Raw genomic sequence first — 23,687 nt, forward strand, 5'->3', positions numbered from 1 at the left:
CGCGGCCCCCGTCACGAAATGAGCCCCGGATGTCACTGCCCTTCGCCGATCGCCTCCCGCTCTCGCGACAGGCGGCCGACCGCGACGGCGTCGGACGCTCGCGGCCCGCGCTCTTCGACGAGCTGCTCGCCGATCCCGCCACCCGCGTGCTCGTCCTGCACCACGACCGGACCCTGGTCGAGGCCGACCGCCTCCTCCTGCGCCGCCCCGAGGACGTGACCGCCGGCACCCTCCGGATCTACCTCGGCCGCACGCTCGCCGAGGCCCCCGGCGAGCCGGTCGGAACCCCCGTCATCGCGACCGTCCTCACCGACGCGGCCGCCGCCGAACTCGAGCCCGACGAGGAGCGGTGGAGCGGCCTGCGCCCGATCGCCGAGCGCCTGAGCGACCGCGACGCGGGCCTGTTCACCGAGGCTCTCGCCATCGCGAACTGGCACGCCTCGCACGGCTACTCGCCCCGCAACGGCGACCCGACCGTCGTCGAGCAGGGCGGCTGGGTCCGCCGCTCGCCCACCGACGGCAGCCAGGTCTTCCCGCGCACGGATCCGGCGATCATCGTCTGCGTCCTCGACGCGGACGACCGCCTCCTCCTCGGCTCGAACGCGATGTGGGGCACCGGCCGCTTCTCCCTGCTCGCCGGCTTCGTCGAGCCGGGCGAGTCGCTCGAGGCCGCCGTGATCCGCGAGATCGGCGAGGAGTCGGGCATGCGCGTCGTCGACCCGCAGTACCTCGGCTCGCAGCCCTGGCCCTTCCCCGCCTCCCTCATGGTCGGCTTCACCGCCCGCCTCGCCGAGGACCAGTCCCCGGAGGATCTGCTCCCGGACGGCGAGGAGATCGTCGAGCTGCGCTGGTTCACCCGGCAGCAGCTGCACGACTCGCTCGAGTCCGTGCTGCTGCCCGGCCGCTCGTCCATCGCCCGCGCGATGATCGAGGACTGGTACGGAGGCGAGCTGGAGAACGGCCCGATCGCGTGACCCTGCTCGACGGACTCGACGAAGGGCAGCGCGAGGCTGCGGAGGCGCTGCTGGGGCCGGTCTGCGTCCTCGCGGGAGCGGGCACCGGCAAGACCCGGACGATCACGCACCGCATCGCGCACGGAGTGGCGACCGGCGTCTACACGCCCGGCCGCGTCATGGCCCTGACCTTCACCAGCCGCGCCGCGGCCGAGCTGCGCTCGCGCCTGCGGGTGCTCGGCGCCGGCGGCGTCCAGGCCCGCACCTTCCACGCCGCCGCCCTCTCGCAGCTCGGCTACTTCTGGCCGCAGCTGGTGGGGGGCACGATGCCCCAGCTGCTCGACGGCAAGGCGCGCCTGCTCGGGCACGCGGCCGAGCGGCTCCGCCTGAAGCTCGACACGGCGACGCTCCGCGACCTCTCGGCCGAGATCGAGTGGCGGAAGGTGTCCGCCCTCTCGCTCGAGCAGTACGCCGTCGCCGCCCGCACGCGCCCCCTGCCCGGACGGCTCACCCTGGAGCAGACGGTCGCGCTCGTGGACGAGTACGAGGGGCTGAAGGACCAGCGCCGCCAGATCGACTTCGAGGACGTCCTGCTCGTGACCGCCGGGATGCTCGAGTCCGAGCCCGCGATGGCGATGCAGGTGCGCGAGCAGTACCGCTTCTTCGTCGTCGACGAGTACCAGGACGTCTCGCCGCTGCAGCAGCGGCTCCTGGAGCTCTGGCTCGGCGACCGGAGCGACCTCTGCGTCGTCGGCGACGCCAGCCAGACCATCTACTCCTTCGCGGGTGCGCGGGCCGACTACCTCCTCGACTTCCCGTCCCGCTGGCCGTCCGCCACCATGGTGCGCCTGGAGGAGAACTACCGCTCGGCCGTGCCGATCGTGCAGACCGCGAACCGCCTCATGCGGGGCAGGCCCGGCGCCCTCTCGCTCCACGCCGTCGCCGCCGCCGAGGCGCCGGAGCCCGCGATCGACGCCTACCCGGACGACATCGCGGAGGCGCGCGGGATCGCGGCGCGGGTCGCGGCCGACATCGAGGCGGGGGTGCGCCCCTCCGACATCGCGGTCCTCTTCCGCACCAACAGCCAGTCGGCGGTCATCGAGCACGCCCTGCACGAGCGGGGAGTGAGCGCGCACATGCGCGGCGGCAAGCGCTTCTTCGACCTCCCCGAGGTCAAGCAGGCCGTGATGCAGCTGCGCGCGGCGTCCGTGTCGATCAGCGGCGAGCCGCTGTTCAAGTCGGTGAGCGACGTCCTCCGCTCGCTCGGCTGGAGCGCCGAGCCCCCGTCGGCGCCCGGTGCGGTGCGCGACCGGTGGGAGTCGCTGGACACGCTGGCCCGCCTCGTCGACGAGGCCCCTGCCGGATGGACCTTCCGCCAGTTCACCGACGACCTGATCGCACGCCAGCAGGTGCACCACGAGCCGGACCGCGGCGCGGTCACCCTCGCCACGCTGCACTCGGCGAAGGGCCTCGAGTGGGAGTCGGTGCACCTGATGGGGCTCGCCGAGGGACTGCTGCCGATCTCGTACGCCGCCGGCCTCGAGGCGATCGACGAGGAGCGGCGCCTCCTCTACGTCGGCATCACCCGGGCCCGCCGGCGCCTGCGCCTCTCGTGGGCGCGCTCGACGGTCGGCCGCGTCACGCGGAGGGAGCCGTCGCGCTTCCTCGAAGAGCTCGGCACGCGCACTCGGGGTGCGGCTCCCGCTCCCGCACGGTGAACGCTCCGGAGGCGTCGCTGTAGACCCGCTCGGCCCCGCGGAGCCCTCGCCAGCCCGCGAGCAGCCGCCGCAGCACGGCGTCGGCGGCCGCCACGGCGATCGCGGCGCTCGCGAGCGGCGTGCGGGTGGGGGCCGTGCGGCCGAGCACCTGGATCACGAGGCGCGCGCGATCCGGGTCGAGGTCCATCCGGTCCCGCTCGGCGCAGTGCAGGCACGGTCCGGACCCCGGCTCGACAAGGGGTCCGAGGCGCACCGATTCGTCGCCGAACACCACCGCCAGGTGCGGCACATCGGCAGCGAGCCAGTGCGCGGCGCGGGCGGGGGCGACCGCGAAGTCGGCGATCAGCACGGCGAGGTCCGGCGTCCCGTCGTCGGCGAGCAACGAGCAGCCCTCGCTCCGGAGCAGCGTGCGCAGTGCGTCCGGTGCCGCGCCCGTCCCCTCGACGACGACCCGCGGTGCCGGGGGAGGGCCGGGCTCGACGCTGCGCAGCAGGACCGGCCGGAGCGCCTCGAGCACCTCGTCGACACGCGCCTCGCTCGCTCCGGCGCGCGCCGCGATCAGGCGGACGGTGCCGGCGCTGGTGCCCACGCGGAGGGCGTCGAGCAGCAGCTCCTCCGGGTAGCCGACGCCGTCCAGGACCGCGTGCGGCCGGTCGAGGCCGAGCTGCACCGCGGTCGCGGAGCGCCAGAGCAGGGGGAGTCGGGGATCGAGCCGGAGCACCATCCGGCGATCATGGCCGAGACCGGCCCGGCGCCGCGCGAGTTGTCCACAGGCGGGCGCCGGACGGGGGGGGTCAGACGGGGCGGTCGCCCGTGGGGGAGGAGCCGCGGTCGTCGTCGTCCGGCGAGCCGGCGTCGTCGGTCGTGTCCGGAGCGTCTCCGGAGGCGCCGTCGCCCTCGCGCGGCATCGTGCCGTTCAGCAGGTCCTCCAGCGCGCGGTCCATCTCGTCGGGCTCCGGGGTCTCGCCGCGGGCCTCGGCCGTGAGCCGGGCGACGAGCGCGCTCGGGTCGTCCAGGTCCTCCGAGCCGGGGAGCAGGTCGGGGTGCGACCAGAGGGAGTCGCGGGCCTCGGGCCCGACGGCGTCGGTCACGGCCTGCCACATCGCGGCGGCCTCGCGGAGGCGGCGCGGGCGCAGCTCCAGGCCGACGAGGGTCGCGAAGGCGGACTCGGCCGGTCCGCCGGAGGCGCGGCGGCGGCGGACCGTCTCGGCGATCGCCCCGGCGCTGGGCAGGCGAGTGGTCGCCGCCGCGGTGACGACGTCGACCCACCCCTCGATGAGGGCGAGGACGGTCTCGAGGCGGCCGTGCGCGGCGAGCTGCTCCTCCGTCTTCGGCGGGATGAGCGCGCCGGAGGTCATCGCGTCGCGGAGCTCCTCGGGGTTCGACGGGTCGAAGCCCTCGGCCAGCTCCTCGAGGCGGGTGGTGTCGATGCTGATCCCGCGCGCGAAGTCGGTGATCTGCGAGATGAGGGCGAGACGGAGCCACTTGCCGTGCCGGAAGAGGCGGGCGTGCGCGAGCTCGCGGACCGCCAGGTACAGCTGCACCTGGTCCAGCGGGATGTCGAGGCCCTCGCCGAACGCGGCGACGTTCTGCGGCAGGATCGCCGCGTCGTTCTCCTCCAGCAGCGGGATGCCGATGTCGCCGCCCGAGACGACCTCGGCGGCGAGCTGCCCGACGACCTGGCCCAGCTGCAGGGCGAACAGGGTGCCGCCGATCCCGCGCATCATGCCCTCGGCACCGGCGATCATCGCCTGCATCTCCTCCGGGGCCTGCTCGCGGAGCACGCGGGTCAGCGCGTCCGAGATGCTCAGCGCCACCGGCTCGGCGAGCTGGGTCCAGACCGGCATCGTCAGGGAGATCCACTCGAGGCGGCTGATCGAGCGCGGCGTGCGGCTCAGCTCGGAGACGTACGCGACCTCGTCGAGCCAGAGCGCGGCGACGCCGAAGGCCGCGTCGATCGGAGCCCGCACGGAGTCGGACACCGGCGCGGACTCGGCGCGCGCGAGCTGCTTCGCCTGCTCGAGCGAGAGCGTCCAGTTGACGCCGCCGTCGCCGTTCTGCTGCATCGCGCTCTGCAGCTGCGAGAGCAGGTTCTGCAGGGCCACCGGGTCGTTCGGCAGTCCCGCCGCTCCGGCGAGCTGCGAGGGGTCGACCGGGCCGTTCCCCGAGAGGAACTGCCGCAGCATCTCCCGGAACTCGTCCTCGGAGCCGCCGCCCGCTCGGTCCGCACTGTCGCCATCGGCCATCGGGATCAGCCCTCCGTCGCTCACGTGAATCCGGTCGCCGCACCGACTCCGCGGCCCTGCACAGGGCGCCGGTTCCGGCGCGACTCCCAGTCGTGCAAGCTACGTTAGCCCGAGCGCCCGGGGCCTCGGCGTGCAGAGCACCGCTCGGGCCCAGCCCGCTTCCGCCCGCCGCGAACATCCCGGCGGAGCCGCTCCACCCGTTGCCAGAAAGGCCCCCGTGTCGCTGTTCTCCGACGACCCGCGCCCCTCCTCCTCCCCGCGCCGCCCGTGGGTCGGACCGGTCGTCCTCCTCTCGGGTGTCGCCGTCGTGGTCGGTCTGGGCGTCGCGCCCGCCCCCTACGTGATCGAGCAGCCCGGCCCCGTGTTCGACACCCTGGGCAGCAGCAAGGACGTGCCCCTCATCTCGATCCCGGACCGCACCACCTATCCCACGGCCGGCACGCTCGACATGCTCACCGTGTCGGTCGTCGGCAACCCGCAGAGCCTGCCCACCTGGGTCGAGGTCGCGAGCGCCTGGTTCGACAGGACCAAGGCGGTCGTCCCGGTCGACGCGATCTTCCCTCCCTCCTCCACGGTCGAGGAGCGCGACGAGGCGAACCAGGCCGAGATGACCGACTCCCAGCAGGAGGCGATCGCCGCCGCGCTCACCGAGCTCGGCTACCCCGTCGAGCAGCGCGTCTCGGTCGTGCAGGTGCCCGAGGGCTCCCCGGCCGAGGGCGTCCTGGAGGCGGGGGACGAGATCCTCGCGGTCGCGGGCACCCCTGTCGCCGACGCGACCGCCCTGCGCGCGACCCTGCAGACCCTCGGCACCGGCTCCCCGGTGCAGGTCAGCATCGAGCGCGAGGGCGTCCGGCAGGAGGTGGAGGTCACGCCGCGCGACTCGAACGGCGCCGCCGTCATCGGCGTCCTCCCCGGAGCGGCCTTCGACTTCCCGTTCGAGGTCGACATCCAGCTGGACGACGTGGGCGGGCCGAGCGCGGGCATGATGTTCGCCCTCGGGATCATCGACAAGCTCACCGAGGGCGAGCTCAACGGGGGGCGGAGCGTCGCCGGGACCGGCACGATCGACGCGGCCGGCGAGGTCGGCGCCATCGGCGGGATACGCCAGAAGCTCTACGGGGCGGAGGGCGCCGGAGCCGAGTACTTCCTCGCCCCCGCGACCAACTGCAACGAGGTCGTCGGCCACGTCCCCGACGGGCTCGACGTGCTCGCGGTCTCGACCCTCGACGACGCCCTCGCCGCACTGAAGGGCATCGCCGCGGGCGACACCTCCGGGCTGCCGGACTGCAGCACCGCCGCTCCCCTCGACTGATCCCGCCCGCCGACCCCGGGTCGACGCCCAGGTGAGCCGGACAGCCGTCGCATAGCATGGGTGGCCTCCCCTCACATCTCGACAGCAAGAGGCCCTCACGTGAGTTCCACAGCAACCGAAACCCCGCCGCGGAAGAGACGGAGCGTCCTCGCCGTCACTGTCGTGGTGGTGGCCGTCCTGGTGGTGGCGTTCTTCGTCTTCGCCGGTCTGTACACCGACATCCTCTGGTACGACCAGCTCGGCTTCCTCTCCGTGCTCACGACGCAGTGGGCGGCGGCGGGCGGTCTCTTCGTCATCGGCTTCGTCGCCATGGCGGTGCCGGTGTTCATCAGCCTGATGCTGGCTTACCGCCTCCGGCCGGTCTACGCGAAGCTCAACTCGCAGATCGACCGCTACCAGCAGGTCGTGGAGCCGCTGCGGCGCCTGGCCACCTTCGGGATCCCCGCGGTGCTCGGCCTCTTCGCCGGCGTCTCCTCCGCCACCCGCTGGCAGACGAGCCTCACCTTCTGGAACCGCACGCCCTCGGGCACCACGGATCCGCAGTTCGGCCTCGACACGTCGTTCTACCTCTTCGAGCTGCCCTTCTACCAGAGCATCGTCGGCTTCGCGTCGGCGGTCCTGCTGATCTCGGCGTTCGCGACCCTCGCCACCGGCTACCTCTACGGAGCGATCCGGGTGAACGGCCGCGAGATCCGCATCTCGAAGGCCTCGCGCATCCAGCTGGCGGTCATCGCCGCCCTCTACCTCGCCGTGCAGGCGGTCAGCCTCTGGCTCGACCAGTACGCGACGCTCGCGCAGCAGGGGCCCCGCATCACCGGCGCCACCTACTCCACCGTCAACGCGACGATCCCGGGCCTGCAGATCCTGGCCGGCATCGCGGCGCTGGTCGCGATCCTCTTCGTCGTCACCGCCTTCATCGGCCGCTGGCGCTTCCCGGTCATCGGCACCGCGCTGCTGATCGTGTCGAGCCTGCTCGTCGGCTCCCTCTACCCGTGGATCGTGCAGAAGTTCCAGGTCGAGCCCAACGAGCGCACGCTCGAGCAGCCCTTCATCCAGAACAACATCGACATGACGCGCCAGGCCTACGGCGTCAGCGACGTCGACGTCATCCCCTACGACGCGACCACCGACGCGGAGCCGGGCGCCCTGCGCTCGGACGCCGAGACCACCGCGAACATCCGCATCCTCGACCCCGCCGTCGTCACCGACGCGTTCTCGCAGCTGCAGCAGTTCCGCCAGTACTACAAGTTCGGCGACACGCAGAACGCGCTCGACGTCGACCGCTACTCCATCGACGGATCGACGCAGGACGCCGTGGTCGGCGTCCGCGAGCTGAACCTCAACGGCCTCGGCACCAACCAGACCTGGTACAACCAGACGCTGGTCTACACCCACGGCTACGGCCTGGTCGCCGCGTACGGCAACCAGCGATCGGCCGACGGCGAGCCGGTGTTCATCGAGTCCGGCGTCCCGACGACGGGCGACCTCGGCGACTACGAGCCGCGGATCTACTTCGGCGAGAACTCCCCGCCGTACTCGATCGTGGGCGGCAACGACTCGCGCGACATCGAGCTCGACTACCCCTCGGGCACCGACGGCGCGCAGCAGACCTACACGACCTTCGACGGCGAGGGCGGCCCCGCTCTCGACAACGTCTTCAAGAAGCTCGTCTACGCGATCAAGTTCCAGTCCGAGCAGATCTTCCTCTCGGACGGCGTGAACGACGACTCGCAGATCCTCTACGACCGCGATCCCGTGCAGCGCGTCCAGAAGGTCGCGCCGTACCTCAAGCTCGACTCCGATGCCTACCCGACCGTCGTCGACGGCCGCGTGAAGTGGGTCGTCGACGGGTACACCACCTCGGCCGACTACCCGTACTCGGAGGTGCAGAGCCTCTCGCAGGCGATCGCCGACACGAACACGCAGCAGCAGTTCCCGACCGACGACGTCAACTACATCCGCAACTCGGTGAAGGCGACCGTCGACGCGTACGACGGCAGCGTCACGCTGTACGCGTGGGACACCGAGGACCCGATCCTGCAGACCTGGCAGAAGATCTTCCCGACCACGGTGAAGCCCGTGAGCGACATGTCGGGCGAGCTGCTCAGCCACGTCCGGTACCCGGAGGACCTCTTCAAGGTCCAGCGCGCGGTCCTCGGCACCTACCACGTCACCGACGCGGGCTCCTTCTACTCCCGCGAGGACGCCTGGGCGACGCCGAACGACCCGACGAGCGGAGCCGCGACCACGGCCGCCGCGACCGGCACCAGCCTGCAGCCTCCGTACTACCTGACGCTGCAGACGCCGGATCAGGACGTGCCGTCGTACTCGCTCTACTCGACGTACATCCCGGCGAGCGTCCAGGGCGCGCAGGCCAGCCGCAACGTGCTGACCGGCTACCTCGTGGCCGACTCCGACGCCGGCTCGACGGCGGGCTCCGTGGCCGACGGCTACGGCACGCTCCGCCTGCTCGAGCTGCCGAAGGACGACACGGTGCCCGGCCCCGGCCAGGTGCAGAACGCGTTCACCACCGACCCGACGGTCGCGAACGAGTTGAACATCCTCTCCCGCGGCGACACCACCGTCACGAGGGGCAACCTGCTCACGCTGCCGGTCGGCGGCGGCCTGCTCTACGTCCAGCCGATCTACGTGCGCTCCAACGGAGACACGAGCTTCCCGCTCCTGCAGAAGGTGCTGGTCGCGTTCGGTGACGACATCGCCTTCGAGGACACCCTCGACGCGGCCCTCGACAGCCTCTTCGGCGGCGACTCGGGAGCCGACGCGGGCGACACCGGCACGCCGACGACTCCGGACGCCGGCACCGGCACCTCGGGCGGCGACACCGGAGGCGACGCGGGCGGCACGACCGGCGGCACCGGCTCCACGCCGGCCACGGGCGACCAGACGGCGCTGCAGCAGGCGCTGAACGACGCGCGGGACGCACTCACGGCTCGCGAGAACGCCCTCAAGGCGGGCGACCTCACCGCCTTCGCGGCGGCGGACGAGCAGCTGACCGAGGCGCTCTCGCGGGCGCTGCAGGCCGAGGGCGGCCAGTAGCCCGCATGGTGCAGGTCGACCGCGGCGAGCACCTCCACTCGGGGGAGTGGCTCGAGCTGAACCGCACGTACTGGGAGGAGCGCACCGGCGAGGGTGCGCTCCACCCGGAGCTCGTCACCGCGGCGCTCCTCGGCCCCGGGCCGAGGATCCTCCAGCTCGGCTCGGGCGACGGGCTCGACGCGCTCGAGCTCGCCGAGCGCGGCGCCCGCGTGGTGGGCGTCGACTTCTCGATGCCCGCGGTGCGCCGAGCACGCGCCGCCGCCGCGGACAGGGACCTCGCCGGCTCCGCCCGCTTCGTCTGCGCGAACCTCTACGAGCTGCGGCACATGCTGCCGGAGCCCGACTCGTTCGACGTCGTGCTCTGCAGCGCCGGCGTCGTCTCGTGGCTCCCCGACCTGGAGGAGTGGGCGCGGCTGGTGGAGTGGTTCGTCGCCCCCGGCGGAGCGGTGCTCGTCGCCCCGTCGTCGTCCGCTCCCGTCGGCGCCGACGTCCGCACCTGGTCGCGCACCTCGTCCGAGCTCGCAGCCGCCCTGACGGCGGTCGGGCTGAGCGTGGACGAGAGCGTCGTGCTGCGCGCCGCCAAGCCCGCCTGAGACCGGAGCCCGCTCCCACCGCCGCGTCGATTTGCATCGGCGCCGGAACGCGTGTAATGTCTCTTCTTGTGCCGCGGGGTGGAGCAGTTCGGTAGCTCGCTGGGCTCATAACCCAGAGGTCGTAGGTTCAAATCCTGCCCCCGCAACAAGAAAGCGAAAGCCGGTCCTGAGAAGGGCTGGCTTTCGTCGTTAACACGGGTCGCGGACGTGCTTCCCGCGGCTGACAGTGCGCGGGCCGAGACCTCAGTCGCCCTCGATCACGCTCAGCACGTTGCCCGCCGGATCGCGGAACCAGCAGATCGTCGGCCCGTGGCCGCGCATCACTCCGTCCGCATCGGTCGGCAGCGACGGGTCGTCGTAGATCGCCGTGGTGACGCCTGCCGCGTGCAGCTCGGCGACCGCCGCGTCGACGTCCTCCACCGAGAAGTTCAGGATCGTGAACGACGCCGGCTCGTGGTCCGGCTTCGGGTACGCGATCGCGCGGCCTCCGCCCGGCAGCCGGATGTCGAGGATCCCCTTCGCGTTCAGCTCGACCTCGAGCCCGAGCACTCCGCCGTAGAAGGCCCGCGCCGCCTCCACGTCGTCCACGCTGAAGCCGCTGAAGGCCCTCTCGCTCCGGATCATCGCCGTCCTCCGTCCCGCGGCCGCACCGTCGCGCCCGCTCCGCTCCGGACGCTACTCCGGTCGCCCGTCCGCGTCACCGTCGGATCCGCCCGCGGCGCCGCCGACCGCGAGCCGGTCTCGCGCGACCCGCATCCGCGGACCGGCCTCCCGACGCTCCGCGCCGACGCGTGTGCCGGACCGGCCCGCACGTTAGGCTCGACCCCGATGCGAGGGGTGCTGCTGTGAGGGACGAACGCGGAGACGACGGCTCGAACGAGGGGCTCGGCGGCCGCCCGACCCGGCGGAGCCTGCGGCAGGCGCCGCACGCGCTGCCCGCGGCACGCGTCGCCACTCCGGTCCTCACGCCCGTCCGCCCCGTGCGGCGCCGCCGGGGCCGTGTCTTCCGCGCGACCGTCAGCACGGTCGCCCTCGCCGCCATCGCGGGCCTTGTGGCGGTCTCCGCGCTCCCCGCCTACTCCTTCGACCCGGCACCCGATTCGCAGGCCGCCGTCGAGGCCGCCGCCCGCGTGCAGGCGCTCGGCAACCAGAAGCTCACCGTCGCGGCGACCGCGGTCCAGGAGCAGGTCATCCGCGACTCCTTCACCGCACCGACCCAGGCCCAGCTCGACGAGGCGGCCGCCCAGGCGCGCGCGCTCGCCGCTGCCGAGCAGGCCGCCCGCGACGCCGAGACCGCCCGCCTCGCCCAGGAGGCGCAGGCCGCGGCAGGCACGACCGGCGCGGACGGCGCCGCCGCGGGCAGCGGCGGCACCAGCACCTCGGTCACGCCCCGCGAGGAGGGCGACGACTACCCCTGGCGCGACCAGCTCACCGACGACCAGGGCGGCGGCCTCTCGCCGCTGCGGTACTACTACCGCGAGTGCGTCGACTTCGTCGCCTGGCGGATCAACCGCGACCAGGGCTCGACGAGCGCACCCTTCAAGTGGACCTGGGGCAACATGACCCCGGGCGGGGGCAGCGCCTACGCGTGGGCCGGCCAGTGGGCCTCCCACGGCTGGGTGACCAGCAGCACGCCCGTCCCCGGCGCGGTCGCCTGGTTCACCGGCAACCACGTCGCGTACGTGCAGGCCGTCAACTCCGACGGCACGGTCTCGCTCGAGGAGTACAACTGGGGCAACGACCACGCGTACCACAAGCGCACCATCCCGGCCTCCCAGGTCGCCCTCTTCCTCTACCCGCCGAGCTGATGACCGGCGCCGTCGGCATGGCCGTGGCGCAGTTCGCCCCCTCGACGGACCGGGAGGCGAACATCGCGACGATCGGGCGCCTGGCCCGGATCGCCGCCGAGCGCGGCGCGAGCCTGGTGGTGCTGCCGGAGTACAGCTCCGCCTTCACCGATCCGCTCGGGCCCGAGCTGGTCGCGGCGGGCGAGGCGCTCGACGGCCCGTTCGTCACGGCTCTCGCGGCGCTCGCGCGCGAGCTCCGGATCCACCTCGTGGCGGGCATGGTCGAGGCGGTGGACGGGCGCCGCATCGCGAACACGCTCGTCGCGCTCGACCCCGAGGGCGCGCTCGTGGCCCGCTACCGCAAGCTGCACCTGTACGACGCCTTCGGCCAGACCGAGTCGGAGTGGGTCGCCGCGGGGGAGATCGCCGCACCCGAGACGTTCGAGGTCGGCGGCCTCGTCGTCGGGCTGCAAACCTGCTACGACCTGCGCTTCCCGGAGGTCAGCCGCTGGCTGGTCGACGCCGGGGTCGACGTCATCGCGGCACCGGCCGAGTGGGTGCGCGGCCCGCTCAAGGAGGCGCACTGGCGGACGCTGGTCACCGCCCGCGCGCTCGAGAACACGGTGTACCTCGTCGCAGCCGACCAGACCCCGCCGACCGGGGTCGGCACGAGCATGATCGTCGATCCGATGGGCGTCGAGACCGTCACCCTCGGCGAGGTCGAGGATGTCGCCGTCGCCTGGGTCTCGCGCGAGCGGATCGACGCGGCGCGCGCGAAGAACCCCGCTCTGGCGCTGCGGCGCTTCCGGGTGCTGCCGCTCTGACCGCCGCCCCCGGCCCGACGGCGCCGGGCAGCCGACCGAATCCGTTGAGGCCGGCTCCTCAGCGCGCCATGCGGGCGAGGCCCGCGACCGCGGTCTCCAGCACCTCGAACCGCTTGCAGAAGGCGAAGCGGACGAGCGAGCGGTAGGGAGCGGCGTCCTCGGGGCGGCAGAACGCCGACACGGGCACCGCCACCACTCCCGCGAGATCCGGGAGCGCCCGGCAGAGCGCGACCCCGTCGTCGTAGCCGAGCGGTGCCGCGTCCGCGACGACGAAGTAGCCGCCCGAGGAGGGCGCGACGCCGAAGCCCGCAGCAGCCAGGCCCGCCGACAGCAGGTCCTTCTTGGCCGCAAGAGTCTGCGCCGCGCCGGTGAAGAAGGCGTCCGGGAGCCCGAGCCCGAGGGCGACGGCCCCCTGGAACGGCGAGCCGCTGACGTAGGTGAGGAACTGCTTCACGGCGAGGACGGCCGTGATCAGCTCGCGCGGGCCCGTCACCCAGCCGATCTTCCAGCCCGTGGTGCTGAAGGTCTTGCCCGCCGAGGAGACGGACAGCGTCCGCTCGAAGGCTCCGGGAAGGGAGGCCAGCGGGACGTGCGGGGTGTCGAAGCGCAGGTGCTCGTAGACCTCGTCCGTCAGGATCACGGCGTCGTGCCGCTCGGCGAGCCGCACGATCAGCTCGCGGGTCTCGGCCGGGAGGACGGCACCGGTCGGGTTGTGCGGGTCGTTCACCAGGATGACGCGCGTGCGGTCGCTCACCGCGGCGGTCAGCTCGTCGTGGTCGACCGCGAAGGAGGGGCCGCGCAGGAGCACGGTGCGGTGCACCCCTCCGGCGAGGGCGATCAGGGCTCCGTAGGCGTCGTAGTGGGGCGTGAAGGTGACGACCTCGTCGCCCGGCTCGAGCAGGCCCAGCAGAGCCGCGGCCAGGGCCTCGGTGGCGCCCGTGGTGACGAGGACCTCGCCGTCGGGGTCGAGGGCGATCCCGGAGAAGCGCAGCCGGTGCGCGGCGATCGCCTCGCGCAGGACGGGGAAGCCGGGACCCGGCGGGTACTGGTTGAGCCCGGACGCGATGGCGTCGCGCGCGGCGTCGAGGATCTCGCGCGGGCCGTCCTCGTCCGGGAAGCCCTGGCCGAGGTTTACCGCTCCGGTACGCAGGGCGAGCGCGCTCATCTCGCTAAAGACGGTGGCGGCGACATCGCCGCCGGGGCCGAGGAGGCCGGCGCCCGCCGCGGCGCGGGACCAGGATCCGGGAATGCTCACGTGCCCAGTGTGCCCGCTCGAGCAGCCCGGCCGGTTTCATTTCCCGCTCGCAGGCCCGTCATAAGAAACCCCCAGGTACGATCGCCAAGCTATCCCCGCTTGGAAGGAGCAGCACCCATGACCGAGAGTCACGAGGGTCCTCGTCAGCCGGAGGAACCCACCACGCCGACGGAGTCCGGCGCCCGAGAGGCGACCGAGCGCACCCCCGGCGAGAGCTCCGGAGCGTCGTCCTCGACCACCGGGCCCACCGAGCCGATCCACCGGGGCGGAGCGCACCGCGAGAGCGAGAACCCGACCGTCCCCTACCCCTCCTCCTCGGCCCCCCAGCCGCCGTACACGCCGAACGCGACGGCCGGCAACGAGGCGCAGCCCGTCTCCCAGCCCGCCCGCTACGGGCAGTACGCGCCGCCCGCCGCGAACACCCTGCACGGCTCCGAGGAGCCGCCCTCCTCGAGCCCCTTCGGCCCGGGCGCCGAGTACACCCCCGCCCCCACCGCCACGAAGCGCCGAGCCGGAGTGGGCGTCGTCGCGGCGCTCGCCATCGGCGCGGTCGTGGGCGGAGTCGCGGGAGCCGGCGTGTTCGGCCTCTGGTCCGCCTCCAACGGCGGCGGGACCCGCGTGGTCTCCGCCGGCGGCTCGCAGACGATCACGGTCAACAACGCCGAGGACGCGACGACCGCCACCGCGGTCGCCGCCAAGGCCACTCCGAGCGTCGTCACCATCGCGGTGAGCGGCAGCTCGTCCGCCGGCACCGGCTCCGGCATCGTGCTCTCGAAGGACGGCTACGTCCTGACCAACACCCACGTGGTCACCCTCGACGGCGAGATCGCGAACGGCACCGTCTCGGTCACGACCAGCGACGGCCGGATCTTCGACGCGACCGTCGTCGGCACCGACCCGACCCTCGACCTCGCCGTCATCAAGCTGACCGGCGCGACCGACCTCAGCCCGATGACGTTCGCGGATTCCACCAAGATCAACGTCGGCGACACGGCGGTCGCCATCGGCGCCCCGCTCGGCCTCTCCGGCACCGTGACCGACGGCATCGTCAGCGCGCTCAACCGCAGCATCCAGGTCGCCTCCTCGGCGGCTCCGGACGACTCGGGCGACAGCTCGAGCGGCGGCACCGAGAGCCCGTTCAACTTCGACATCCCGGGCCAGCAGGCGCCGACCCAGGCGAAGAGCACCATCTCGCTGCCCGTCATCCAGACCGACGCGGCGATCAACCCGGGCAACTCCGGCGGCGCGCTGCTCGACAGCGACGGCGAGCTGATCGGCGTGAACGTCGCGATCGCGAGCGCCGGCCAGTCCTCCTCGAGCGGCCAGTCCGGCAACATCGGAGTCGGATTCGCGATCCCCAGCGCGATCGCCGAGCGCATCGCGAAGGAGATCATCGCGAACGGCTCCGCCTCGCACGGCCTGCTCGGCGCGAGCGTCTCCGACTCGACCGCGGACGTCCTCGGCGCCCGCATCGAGGAGGTCTCCGGAGGCGGTGCCGCGCAGGCGGCCGGTCTCGCCAAGGGCGACATCATCACCGCGATCGACAGCACTCCGATCACGAGCGCGTCCGACCTCACCGCGCAGGTCCGCGCGCAGGCCGCGAACGCCGCGGTCGAGCTGACCTACGTCCGCAACGGCCAGAGCTACCAGGCGAAGGCGACGCTCGGCCAGATGGCCGCCGGCTGACCCTCCGCCGCCGCGCACAGCCCCTCGAGGATCCGTCCCCGGGGGGCTGTGCTCCGCCACCGTGCACAGCCCCTCGAGGATCCGTCCCCGGGGGGCTGTGCTCCGCCGCCGCGCACAGCCCCTCGAGGATCCGTCCCCGCGGGGCTGTTCCGCGTCCGGGCCCGGCCCGGGGCGCGGCGCTCCCCGCTGGTAGGGTGGTGGATCCCTGCGCCCGCGCTCCTCCCGCACGAACTGGACCCATGCAGCACGAGATCCCGGAAGACGACCTCTCCGACCTGCCCGGCGTCTCCTACGTCATGCCCGTCCTCAACGAGGTCGCCCACGTGCGCGCCGCGGTCGACTCGCTGCTGCACCAGGACTACACCGGCCCCTTCGACGTCGTCCTCGCCGTCGCCCCGAGCATCGACGGCACGGAGCAGCTCGTCGCCGAGCTGAGCGCGGCCGACCCGCGGATCCGCGTCGTGCCGAACGAGGTCGGCTCCACTCCTGCGGGCCTCAACGCCGCGATCCGCGCCTCGCGCCACCCGGTCGTCGTCCGGGTCGACGCGCACTCCGTTCTGCCGCCCGAGTACGCGCGCACGGCGGTCGAGGCGCTGCAGCGCTCCGGAGCGGCGAACGTCGGCGGAGTGATGGCGGCGGAGGGCCTCACCCCGTTCCAGCGCGCGGTCGCCCGGGCCTACGGCTCCCGCATCGGGCTGGGCGGCACGCCCCACCACGTGGGAGGCGAGGAGGGCCCGGCCGACACGGTGTACCTCGGCGTCTTCCGCCGCTCCGCCCTCGAGCGCGCCGGCCTGTTCGACGAGCGCTTCAAGCGCGGGCAGGACTGGGAGCTGAACCGGCGGCTGCGCGAGCGCGGCGAGGTCGTCTGGTTCACTCCGCGCCTCACCGTCACCTACCGGCCGCGGCCCTCGATGCGCGCGCTGCTCCGGCAGTTCCTCTCGACCGGGATGTGGCGGGGCGAGCTCACCCGGATGTTCCCGGCCTCGCGGTCGCTGCGCTACTTCGCTCCGCCCGTGCTCGTCGCGATGCTCGCGATCGGGCTGCTCGTCGGGCTGGCGGGAGTCGTCCAGGTGCTCGCCGGAGCCGCGCCCTGGCTCCTGCTCGGGTTCGCGGTGCCCGCCGCCTACCTCCTCCTGGTGGCGGCGGCCACTCTCGTGGTCGCGCGGCCGGACGGCGCGCGTGCGATGCTGTGGTTCGCCGTGGTCATCCCGGCGGTCCACGTGGCCTGGGGGACCGGCTTCGTGCTCGGCTTCACCGGGCTGACCAGCAACATCTCCGCCCACCGCCACCAGCCGCGGTCCGACTCGCCGAGGGGCGCATGACCACGACGACGAGACCCCGCTCCATCGCCGAGCTGCGCGCCGTCGCGCAGCCGCCGGAGGTGCGCGGGCGCCGCAACGCCGAGCACTGGACGGCGTCGCTCTACCTGCGCCGCTTCTCGCCCTACCTGACCTGGCTGCTGCTGAAGACCTCGATCTCGGCGAACGGCGTCACCGGGCTGATGATCCTGGTCGGCTGGAGCGCGGCGGCAGCCCTCCTGATCCCGGGGATCGCCGGAGCGGCGCTGGCGCTGCTCCTCGGCCAGCTGCAGATGCTGGTGGACTGCTGCGACGGCGAGGTCGCGCGCTGGCGCCGCACGTCCTCGCCCGCGGGCGTGTTCCTCGACAAGGTCGGGCACTACACGACCGAGGCGCTGATCCCGATCGCGCTCGGGCTGCGAGCGGCGGGCGTCCCGTTCGAGGCGCCGGCGGACTTCCTCTGGACCACGATCGGCTTCGCCCTGGCCCTGGTGATCGTCCTCAACAAGGCGCTCAACGACATGGTGCACGTGGCGCGCGCGAACGCCGGTCTCACGAAGCTGGCCGACACGAAGGGCGAGGCGGTGCCGTCCTCGTCCGGGCTGGCGGGGCTTCGCCGCGCGGCCCGCTTCCTGCCCTTCCACCGCCTCTACCACTCCGTCGAGCTGACGATGCTGGCCTTCGCGACCGCCCTCGTGGGCCTCGTCGTCGGAGCGGGCACGGCCGACCGGGTCCTCGTCGGGGCGCTGCTGCCGCTCGCCCTCCTCGCCCTGGTCGGCCACTTCGTCGCGATCATGGCGTCCAAGCGTGTCCGCTCCTGAGCCGCGGGTCGGCGTCGTCGTCCTGACGCAGGGGACCCGGCCCGACGACCTCGCCGCGGGGCTGGCCGGCGTCTTCGCGCAGGAGGGCGTCGAGCTGGACGTCGTCTGCGTCGGCAACGGCTGGGAGCCGGACGGCCTGCCCGAGGGAGTGCGCGCCCTGGCGCTGCCCGAGAACCTCGGCATCCCGGCGGGCCGGAACGCCGGAGTCGACGCCGTCGCGGGGGAGTACCTCTTCTTCCTCGACGACGACGCCCGGATCCCGTCCCCCCGCTTCCTCGTCGACGCGATCGCGCTGCTCGCCTCGAACCGCCGCATCGGCCTGGTGCAGCCCCGCGTCGACAGCACGGACGGCACGCCGAGCCCGCGGCGCTGGATCCCGCGGATCCTCAAGGGCGACCCCCGCCGCTCCGGCCCCGTCTTCTCGGTCTGGGAGGGAGCGGTCGTGCTGCGGCGCGACGTGTTCGCCCGGACGGGCGGCTGGGCGGCTCCGTTCTTCTACGCCCACGAGGGCATCGAGCTGGCCTGGCGGGTCTGGGACACGGGTCGCACCGCCTGGTACGCGGGAGAGCTCGTCGCCCAGCACCCGGTCATCCAGCCGACCCGTCACGCCGACTACTACCGGCTGAACGCGCGCAACCGCGTCTGGCTCGCCCGCCGCAACCTCGCCGCACCTCTGGCGCTCGTCTACGTGGCGTCCTGGACCGCGATCCAGTGCCTCCGCTGGCGTCGCGACCCGGCCGCCCTGCGCGCCTGGTTCGCCGGCTGGCGGGAGGGATGGCGCTCGGATCCGGGCGGCCGGCGCGTCCTCTCGGCCCGCACGGTGCTCCGGATGGCGTTCGCCGGGCGTCCGCCGATCGTCTAGCATCGGGGAATCCGCCCCCGCCGGGGCCCCCGAAAGGACGACGGTGTTCGATTCGACCCAGCTCTCCCCGCCCGAGCGCGCCGAGGCGGAGACGACCCCTGCCGGACCGGACCTCCTCTTGGCGGTTCGCGAGCGCCTCGGCGCCGTCGACGACGAGTTCTCCGGCCGCCTCGACGAGCACCTCCCGCGCCTGGTCGATCTGCTCGCCACGGTGTACGCCGGCCGCGAGGACCTCGAGGACCAGCTGGTCGCGATCGTCGAGCTCGCCGCCGCCTCCTGGGAGGAGCGGCCCGAGGAGCTCCGCGCGCTCGACCGCGCCCGCGAGCAGCACCCGACCTGGTTCCTCTCGAACAAGGCTCTGGGCGGGGTCTGCTACGTCGACCGCTACGCGGGCGACCTCGAGGGGCTGCGCGCCGAGATCCCGTACCTCCGCGAGATCGGCCTGAACTACCTGCACCTGATGCCGCTCTTCGATGCGCCCGAGGGCGAGTCGGACGGGGGCTACGCGGTCTCGAGCTACCGGCGCGTGCGACCGGACCTCGGCGACATGGAGCAGCTCCGCGGGCTGGCCTCCGAGCTGCGCGAGCAGGGCATCGCACTCGTGGTCGACTTCGTCTTCAACCACACCTCGAACGAGCACGAGTGGGCGCAGCGCGCGCTGGCCGGCGAGCCGCGGTTCGAGGACTACTACTGGATCTACCCGGACCGGGAGCAGCCCGACGCCTTCGAGCGCACGACGCGCGAGATCTTCCCGGACGACCATCCCGGCTCCTTCGTGCAGCTGGAGGACGGCCGCTGGGTCTGGGCCACGTTCCACCGCTACCAGTGGGACCTCAACTACTCCAACCCCGAGGTGTTCCGGGCGATGGCGGGAGAGATGCTCTTCCTCGCCAATCAGGGCGTCGACGCCCTGCGGATGGACGCGGTCGCGTTCATCTGGAAGGAGCTCGGCACCACCTGCGAGTCGCAGCCGCAGGCGCACCTCCTGCTGCGCGCGTTCAACGAGGTCTGCCGCCTGGCCGCTCCGGCGCTGCTGTTCAAGTCCGAGGCGATCGTGCACCCCGACGAGGTGATCGAGTACATCGACGTCGAGGAGTGCCAGCTCTCGTACAACCCGCTGCAGATGGCGCTCACCTGGGAGGCGCTCGCCACCCGCGACGTCCGTCTCCTCGCGCAGGCCCTCGAGCGCCGGCACGCCCTCCCCGAGGGCACGGCCTGGGTCAACTACGTGCGCGGGCACGACGACATCGGCTGGACCTTCGCCGACGAGGACGCCGCCGAGCTCGGGATCGACGCGGCCGGCCACCGCCGGTTCCTCAACGACTTCTACACGGACCGGTTCGACGGCACGTTCGCCCGCGGAGTGCCGTTCCAGGAGAATCCGCGCACCGGCGACCGCCGCGTCTCGGGCACCACCGCGTCCCTCGCCGGAGTGGAGGCGGGCGACGCCTACGGGATCGACCGCGTGCTGCTCGCGCACTCGATCGCCCTGAGCACCGGCGGGCTGCCGCTGCTCTACCTCGGCGACGAGGTCGGCCAGCTCAACGACCACGGCTACCTCGACGACCCGACGACGGCCGGCGACTCGCGCTGGGTGAACCGTCCCCGCCGCCCCGCGGAGCGCTACGACGAGCGCGAGGTCCCGGGGACGGCCGCGAGCGAGGTCTTCGGCGGGCTGCTGCACCTCATCGCCGTGCGCAAGGCCGTGCCGATGTTCGCGGGCACCGAGCTGAGCGTCTTCGACCCGGTCAACGACCACGTGCTCGGCTACCAGCGCCCCGGCGACGGGGAGTCGGTGCTCGTGCTCGCGAACGTGTCGGACGAGGTCCAGGAGGTCGCGGCCGAGCGGTTCGTCGGGTTCGCCGCGGAGGCGGTCGACCTGGTCACCGAGATCGCGGTCGACCTGCGCGAGGGCTTCCGTCTCGCTCCGCTGCAGTTCGTCTGGCTGAGGGTGACCCCGGCCTGATCGGACCGTGCGAGGCCCCCGGCGCGGGGGCCGTCGCCGGTACCCTGGGGCGGATGACTCCCGCTCCCCGTGCCCTGATCGCCCGCCTCCGCACCGACGCGCGACTCGCGCGCAAGGTGGGCGGCGAGCTGCTCGCGGCTCGCCGGGCCCGCCACGCGGTGACCCGGCTGCTCGCGGAGCGCGGGCCGCTGCCCGAGGGCCGGTTCGAGATCGGCGTCTACTTCGCCGACGGCGACATCAACCTGTACCAGCTGCGGCAGTGGTACCGGCCGCTGGCCGAGCTGGCGGAGACGCACCCGGTCGTGCTGCTCAGCCGCAACGCCGGCGCCGCGGAGGTGCTGCTGCGCGAGAGCCCGGTCCCCGTCGCCTACGTCCGCTCCGTCGCCGACCTCGAGAGCACCATCGCGAGCCAGCCGCTGCGGATCGTGCTCTACGTCAACCAGAACGCGCGCAACTTCCAGATGATGCGCTACGGGCGCCGCTGGCACGTCTTCGTCAATCACGGCGAGAGCGACAAGATGTACATGACGACGAACCAGTTCAAGGCGTACGACTACAGCATGATCGCCGGGGACGCCGCCCTCGCCCGGCTGCGCCGTGTGCTCTGGGACTACGACTTCGACAAGCGCACCCTCGCCATCGGCCGTCCTCAGGCGGACCACTTCGCCGGCGCCGTGCCGTTCACGCCCGACGAGCGCCGCGTGGTGCTCTACGCGCCGACCTGGGAGGGCGACCGCCCCGCCGCGGGCTACGGCTCGATCCGGAGCCACGGCACGGCCCTCGTGCGCGGGCTCCTGGCCGACCCGCGGTTCCGGCTCGTCTACCGCCCGCATCCCCGCAGCGGCGCGGTCGACTCCGACTACGCCGCGGCCGACCGGGCGATCGTCGCGATGATCGCCGCCGCCAACGCGGCCGATCCGCGCGCCGGTCACGTGCACGACACCGGGGCCGAGCTCGGCTGGCAGCTCGCCGCCGCCGACCTCGCGATCCTCGACGTGTCGGCGATGGTCTACGACCGGCTGGCCACGGGGCGCCCGCTGCTGGTCACCCGGCCCGTCAGCGCCGAGGCCGAGGTCGACGAGAGCGGCTACCTCGGCGACGCGGAGTGGCTGCACGCCGAGGACGCCTCCGCGATCATCGCGCGGATCGACAGCGCCGAGCACGATCCGGAGTCGGTCGAGCGGCTGGAGCGCTGGGTGCACCGCTACTTCGGCGACACGTCGCCCGGAGCGGCCACGCGGCGCTTCCACGAGGCGATCGAGCACCTGCTCACCGAGTGGGAGCGGCACGCCGCTCTGCACCGGGGCGACGGCGCGGTCGACGACCACGATCCGGAGGGCTGAGCGGGCGGGAGCACCGCTCGAACGGCCGCGTCAAGGGTGGGCCGGTCGCCGGGCGGCCTCCCGGCGCCCCGCTACGCTCGTCCCATGATGACCCCGCGCGCCTTCGCCCGCTCCCGCCGGCGCCGGTCGGCACCCGCCCAGCCCGCGGTCGAGCCGGACATCGTGGTCTCCGCCGACCCGGAGAAGCCGGTCTTCACGATCCGCTCCTTCCGCATCGGCCTGTTCGGCGCGCTCGGCGTGCTGGTGGCGCTCGTCCTGGGCGGCCTCGTCGTGCAGCTGGGCACGGTGCTGACCTACATCTTCGTGGCGCTGTTCTTCGCGCTCGGCCTCGATCCGCTGGTCTCCTGGCTCGAGAGCAAGCGCCTGCCGAGGCCGCTCGCGATCACGGCGGTCTTCGCCGCGGTGGTGCTGATCTTCGCCGGCCTGCTGGTCTACATCATCCCGATCCTGGTCGAGCAGCTGACGATGTTCGTCACGAGCGCCCCGCAGATCGTCACCGACATCGCCTCGCAGCAGTGGGTGCTCGACCTCGAGCAGCAGCTGCGCGGCGTGATCGACATCGACGAGCTGATCGAGAGCGTCCAGAGCTTCATCGGCAACCCCAACAACCTGCTCTCGCTCGGCGGCGGACTGATCGCGGTCGGGACCGGGATCGCCAGCGGCGTGACCGGCGCCGTCATCGTGCTGATCCTGACGCTGTACTTCCTCGCGTCGCTGCGCTCGATGAAGGCCGTCGCCTACCGCTTCGCCCCCGCCTCGCACCGCGCGAAGGCGCACGAGGTCGGCGACGAGATCACCGGCGCCGTGGGCCGCTACGTGGTCGGCCAGGTCTCGCTCGCCGGCGTGAACGGCGTGCTCACGTTCATCCTGCTGCTCTCGATCGGCGCCCCGGTGCCGGCGCTGCTGGCCTGCGTCGCGTTCCTCGGCTCCCTGATCCCGCTGGTCGGCACGCTCTCGGGCGCCGTGATCATCTCGCTCGCCTGCCTCCTGGCCTCGCCGCTGACCGCGCTGGTCGCCGCGATCTACTACCTCGTCTACATGCAGGTCGAGGCGTACCTCCTCAGCCCCCGCATCATGAACAAGGCCGTCTCGGTCCCCGGCGCGGTCGTCGTGATCGCGGCGGTGGCGGGCGGCACCATCGCGGGCGTGCTCGGCGCCCTGGTCGCGATCCCGGTCGCCGCCTCGGTGATCATCGTCGTGCAGAAGGTCGTCTTCCCCCGTCAGGACGCCAAGTAGCCGACCGCACCGCGACGGCCGGTCCGCTCAGCGCCAGGGCGGCACCGCGCCGTCGACCGCAGCGCTGAAGCGGCGGACCGACTCCGGGACCGCGACGCCCTCCTCCGCCGGCACCGGCGCGAGCGTGCGGGTGACCAGCGGCACGACGCCCGCCCAGACCCCGGCCTCCGGCTCGTCGCCGGCTCCGTGCGCGCGCACCTTCAGGCTCGCCTCGGCCAGGGGGAGGCGCAGCACCAGCGTGGCCGCGATCTCGCGGGCGGTGCTCGCTCGCACCTCCTCGTCGCGCCCCGGGAGGAGGCGTGCCACCAGCAGATCGAGGGCCCGCGCCTTCTCCTCGCCCTCCAGCGCCTCGGCCCGGCCGATCACCATCGCCGAGCGGTAGTTCATCGAGCTGTCGAAGGTGGAGCGGGCGACGACCAGTCCGTCGACCAGCGTGACCGAGGCGGTGAGGAGCGAGTGCCGCGCCGCCTCCCGCAGCAGTCCTCCGCCGCTCGACCCGTGCAGCAGGAGGGAGTCGCCGTCGCGGGCGAAGAGGATCGGCAGCACGATCGCGGCGCCGTCCCGCACGACGGCGACGTGGGCGACGAGCGCCTCGTCGAGCAGGGCGTGCAGCTCGGCGGGATCGGTGCGCTGGCGGTCGCGGAGACGGGAGACGCGGGTGCGGTCGGTGACGGGGAGGCTGTCCATGTCGGAATCGTCCCGCGCCGACTGGATCTGCCAGGATGCCACT

Annotated in this window: 19 protein-coding genes and 1 tRNA gene; 15 read left to right on the forward strand and 5 right to left on the reverse strand. The window is 73.1% G+C overall.

From position 1 onward, the window contains the following. Positions 1 to 29: 29 nt before the first annotated feature. Together nudC and C5C25_RS06465 are read left to right on the forward strand one after the other, a co-directional pair. The gene (gene nudC / locus C5C25_RS06460; RefSeq protein WP_104233180.1) at positions 30 to 974 is read left to right on the forward strand and encodes an NAD(+) diphosphatase; all 945 of its coding nucleotides are present in this window, start codon (positions 30 to 32) and stop codon (positions 972 to 974) included. Then, positions 971 to 2,671 carry an ATP-dependent helicase gene (locus C5C25_RS06465; protein WP_104250119.1) on the forward strand — a complete coding sequence of 567 codons (1,701 nt, stop codon included), beginning with the start codon at positions 971 to 973 and terminating at the stop codon, positions 2,669 to 2,671. Before nudC ends, C5C25_RS06465 begins: the two co-directional genes overlap by 4 nt. On the opposite strand, the gene C5C25_RS06470 is transcribed toward C5C25_RS06465, so the two are convergent. Both C5C25_RS06470 and C5C25_RS06475 read right to left on the reverse strand, forming a co-directional pair. Then, positions 2,592 to 3,395: a hypothetical protein gene (locus C5C25_RS06470; RefSeq protein ID WP_104250120.1), complete on the reverse strand. Its 804-nt coding sequence runs from the start codon at positions 3,393 to 3,395 to the stop codon at positions 2,592 to 2,594. The two genes, C5C25_RS06465 and C5C25_RS06470, sit on opposite strands and share 80 nt — an antisense overlap. A gap of 70 nt (positions 3,396 to 3,465) precedes the next feature. Beyond that, positions 3,466 to 4,917, reverse strand: coding sequence for a zinc-dependent metalloprotease (locus C5C25_RS06475; protein WP_104238192.1), 1,452 nt, complete (start codon positions 4,915 to 4,917; stop codon positions 3,466 to 3,468). A gap of 217 nt (positions 4,918 to 5,134) precedes the next feature. Between C5C25_RS06475 and C5C25_RS06480 the strand changes: the two genes are divergently transcribed. The 4 genes from C5C25_RS06480 to C5C25_RS06495 all read left to right on the forward strand — a co-directional run bounded on the left by C5C25_RS06480 (position 5,135) and on the right by C5C25_RS06495 (position 10,025). Further along, positions 5,135 to 6,229: a PDZ domain-containing protein gene (locus C5C25_RS06480; RefSeq protein WP_104233183.1), complete on the forward strand. Its 1,095-nt coding sequence runs from the start codon at positions 5,135 to 5,137 to the stop codon at positions 6,227 to 6,229. A 99-nt stretch (positions 6,230 to 6,328) separates the two neighbouring features. Further along, entirely contained in the window at positions 6,329 to 9,286 is a 2,958-nt protein-coding gene (locus C5C25_RS06485) for a UPF0182 family protein (RefSeq protein ID WP_181027225.1), read from the forward strand. 5 nt (positions 9,287 to 9,291) lie between these two features. Next, positions 9,292 to 9,879: a bifunctional 2-polyprenyl-6-hydroxyphenol methylase/3-demethylubiquinol 3-O-methyltransferase UbiG gene (locus C5C25_RS06490; RefSeq protein ID WP_104250121.1), complete on the forward strand. Its 588-nt coding sequence runs from the start codon at positions 9,292 to 9,294 to the stop codon at positions 9,877 to 9,879. Positions 9,880 to 9,951: 72 nt separating this feature from the next. After that, positions 9,952 to 10,025, forward strand: a tRNA-Met gene (locus C5C25_RS06495). A 97-nt stretch (positions 10,026 to 10,122) separates the two neighbouring features. Here C5C25_RS06495 and C5C25_RS06500 read toward each other — a convergent pair. Then, positions 10,123 to 10,503 (reverse strand): VOC family protein, encoded by a 381-nt coding sequence (locus C5C25_RS06500; RefSeq protein ID WP_104250122.1) that lies wholly within the window; start codon positions 10,501 to 10,503, stop codon positions 10,123 to 10,125. 221 nt (positions 10,504 to 10,724) lie between these two features. Here C5C25_RS06500 and C5C25_RS06505 point away from each other — a divergent pair, with 221 nt between their 5' ends. Next, a complete protein-coding gene (locus tag C5C25_RS06505) occupies positions 10,725 to 11,687 on the forward strand; it encodes a CHAP domain-containing protein (RefSeq protein WP_104250123.1) in 963 nt (320 codons plus the stop codon). Continuing rightward, complete coding sequence (locus tag C5C25_RS06510; RefSeq protein WP_104250124.1) at positions 11,687 to 12,490, forward strand: carbon-nitrogen hydrolase family protein; 804 nt, start codon at positions 11,687 to 11,689, stop codon at positions 12,488 to 12,490. The genes C5C25_RS06505 and C5C25_RS06510 overlap by 1 nt, the downstream gene beginning before the upstream one ends. A 58-nt stretch (positions 12,491 to 12,548) precedes the next feature. On the opposite strand, the gene C5C25_RS06515 is transcribed toward C5C25_RS06510, so the two are convergent. Next, positions 12,549 to 13,745 (reverse strand): aminotransferase class I/II-fold pyridoxal phosphate-dependent enzyme, encoded by a 1,197-nt coding sequence (locus C5C25_RS06515; RefSeq protein WP_104250125.1) that lies wholly within the window; start codon positions 13,743 to 13,745, stop codon positions 12,549 to 12,551. 117 nt (positions 13,746 to 13,862) lie between these two features. Between C5C25_RS06515 and C5C25_RS06520 the strand changes: the two genes are divergently transcribed. The 7 genes from C5C25_RS06520 to C5C25_RS06550 all read left to right on the forward strand — a co-directional run bounded on the left by C5C25_RS06520 (position 13,863) and on the right by C5C25_RS06550 (position 22,957). After that, positions 13,863 to 15,431, forward strand: coding sequence for a S1C family serine protease (locus tag C5C25_RS06520; protein WP_104250126.1), 1,569 nt, complete (start codon positions 13,863 to 13,865; stop codon positions 15,429 to 15,431). 239 nt (positions 15,432 to 15,670) lie between these two features. Then, positions 15,671 to 16,753 carry a glycosyltransferase family 2 protein gene (locus tag C5C25_RS06525; RefSeq protein ID WP_181133653.1) on the forward strand — a complete coding sequence of 361 codons (1,083 nt, stop codon included), beginning with the start codon at positions 15,671 to 15,673 and terminating at the stop codon, positions 16,751 to 16,753. Then, complete coding sequence (locus C5C25_RS06530) at positions 16,750 to 17,550, forward strand: CDP-alcohol phosphatidyltransferase family protein (RefSeq protein ID WP_104223579.1); 801 nt, start codon at positions 16,750 to 16,752, stop codon at positions 17,548 to 17,550. Before C5C25_RS06525 ends, C5C25_RS06530 begins: the two co-directional genes overlap by 4 nt. Next, positions 17,537 to 18,412, forward strand: a complete 876-nt coding sequence (locus tag C5C25_RS06535) for a glycosyltransferase family 2 protein (RefSeq protein WP_104250127.1) — start codon at positions 17,537 to 17,539, stop codon at positions 18,410 to 18,412. The genes C5C25_RS06530 and C5C25_RS06535 overlap by 14 nt, the downstream gene beginning before the upstream one ends. Positions 18,413 to 18,530: 118 nt before the next feature. After that, positions 18,531 to 20,378: an amylosucrase gene (locus C5C25_RS06540; protein WP_104250198.1), complete on the forward strand. Its 1,848-nt coding sequence runs from the start codon at positions 18,531 to 18,533 to the stop codon at positions 20,376 to 20,378. A gap of 53 nt (positions 20,379 to 20,431) precedes the next feature. Continuing rightward, on the forward strand, positions 20,432 to 21,721 hold the full coding sequence (locus C5C25_RS06545) for a hypothetical protein (RefSeq protein WP_258069355.1): 1,290 nt from the start codon (positions 20,432 to 20,434) through the stop codon (positions 21,719 to 21,721). 84 nt (positions 21,722 to 21,805) lie between these two features. Next, the gene (locus C5C25_RS06550) at positions 21,806 to 22,957 is read left to right on the forward strand and encodes an AI-2E family transporter (protein ID WP_244229611.1); all 1,152 of its coding nucleotides are present in this window, start codon (positions 21,806 to 21,808) and stop codon (positions 22,955 to 22,957) included. 27 nt (positions 22,958 to 22,984) lie between these two features. Here C5C25_RS06550 and C5C25_RS06555 read toward each other — a convergent pair whose 3' ends face one another. Then, positions 22,985 to 23,644 carry a pyridoxamine 5'-phosphate oxidase family protein gene (locus C5C25_RS06555; RefSeq protein WP_104226958.1) on the reverse strand — a complete coding sequence of 220 codons (660 nt, stop codon included), beginning with the start codon at positions 23,642 to 23,644 and terminating at the stop codon, positions 22,985 to 22,987. Between the last annotated feature and the right edge of the window lie 43 nt (positions 23,645 to 23,687).

It is taken from the genome of Rathayibacter sp. AY2B9 (genome assembly GCF_002931595.1).
Taxonomy (GTDB): Bacteria; Actinomycetota; Actinomycetes; order Actinomycetales; family Microbacteriaceae; genus Rathayibacter.

Bases quoted from the DNA above. Each gene is read 5' to 3' on its own strand.
- nudC (WP_104233180.1), top strand. From the start codon at position 30: ATGTCACTGCCCTTCGCCGATCGCCTCCCGCTCTCGCGACAGGCGGCC.
- C5C25_RS06470 (WP_104250120.1), bottom strand. From the start codon at position 3,395: ATGGTGCTCCGGCTCGATCCCCGACTCCCCCTGCTCTGGCGCTCCGCG.
- C5C25_RS06475 (WP_104238192.1), bottom strand. From the start codon at position 4,917: ATGGCCGATGGCGACAGTGCGGACCGAGCGGGCGGCGGCTCCGAGGAC.
- C5C25_RS06490 (WP_104250121.1), top strand. From the start codon at position 9,292: ATGGTGCAGGTCGACCGCGGCGAGCACCTCCACTCGGGGGAGTGGCTC.
- C5C25_RS06500 (WP_104250122.1), bottom strand. From the start codon at position 10,503: ATGATCCGGAGCGAGAGGGCCTTCAGCGGCTTCAGCGTGGACGACGTG.
- C5C25_RS06510 (WP_104250124.1), top strand. From the start codon at position 11,687: ATGACCGGCGCCGTCGGCATGGCCGTGGCGCAGTTCGCCCCCTCGACG.
- C5C25_RS06520 (WP_104250126.1), top strand. From the start codon at position 13,863: ATGACCGAGAGTCACGAGGGTCCTCGTCAGCCGGAGGAACCCACCACG.
- C5C25_RS06525 (WP_181133653.1), top strand. From the start codon at position 15,671: ATGCAGCACGAGATCCCGGAAGACGACCTCTCCGACCTGCCCGGCGTC.
- C5C25_RS06530 (WP_104223579.1), top strand. From the start codon at position 16,750: ATGACCACGACGACGAGACCCCGCTCCATCGCCGAGCTGCGCGCCGTC.
- C5C25_RS06545 (WP_258069355.1), top strand. From the start codon at position 20,432: ATGACTCCCGCTCCCCGTGCCCTGATCGCCCGCCTCCGCACCGACGCG.
- C5C25_RS06550 (WP_244229611.1), top strand. From the start codon at position 21,806: ATGATGACCCCGCGCGCCTTCGCCCGCTCCCGCCGGCGCCGGTCGGCA.
- C5C25_RS06555 (WP_104226958.1), bottom strand. From the start codon at position 23,644: ATGGACAGCCTCCCCGTCACCGACCGCACCCGCGTCTCCCGTCTCCGC.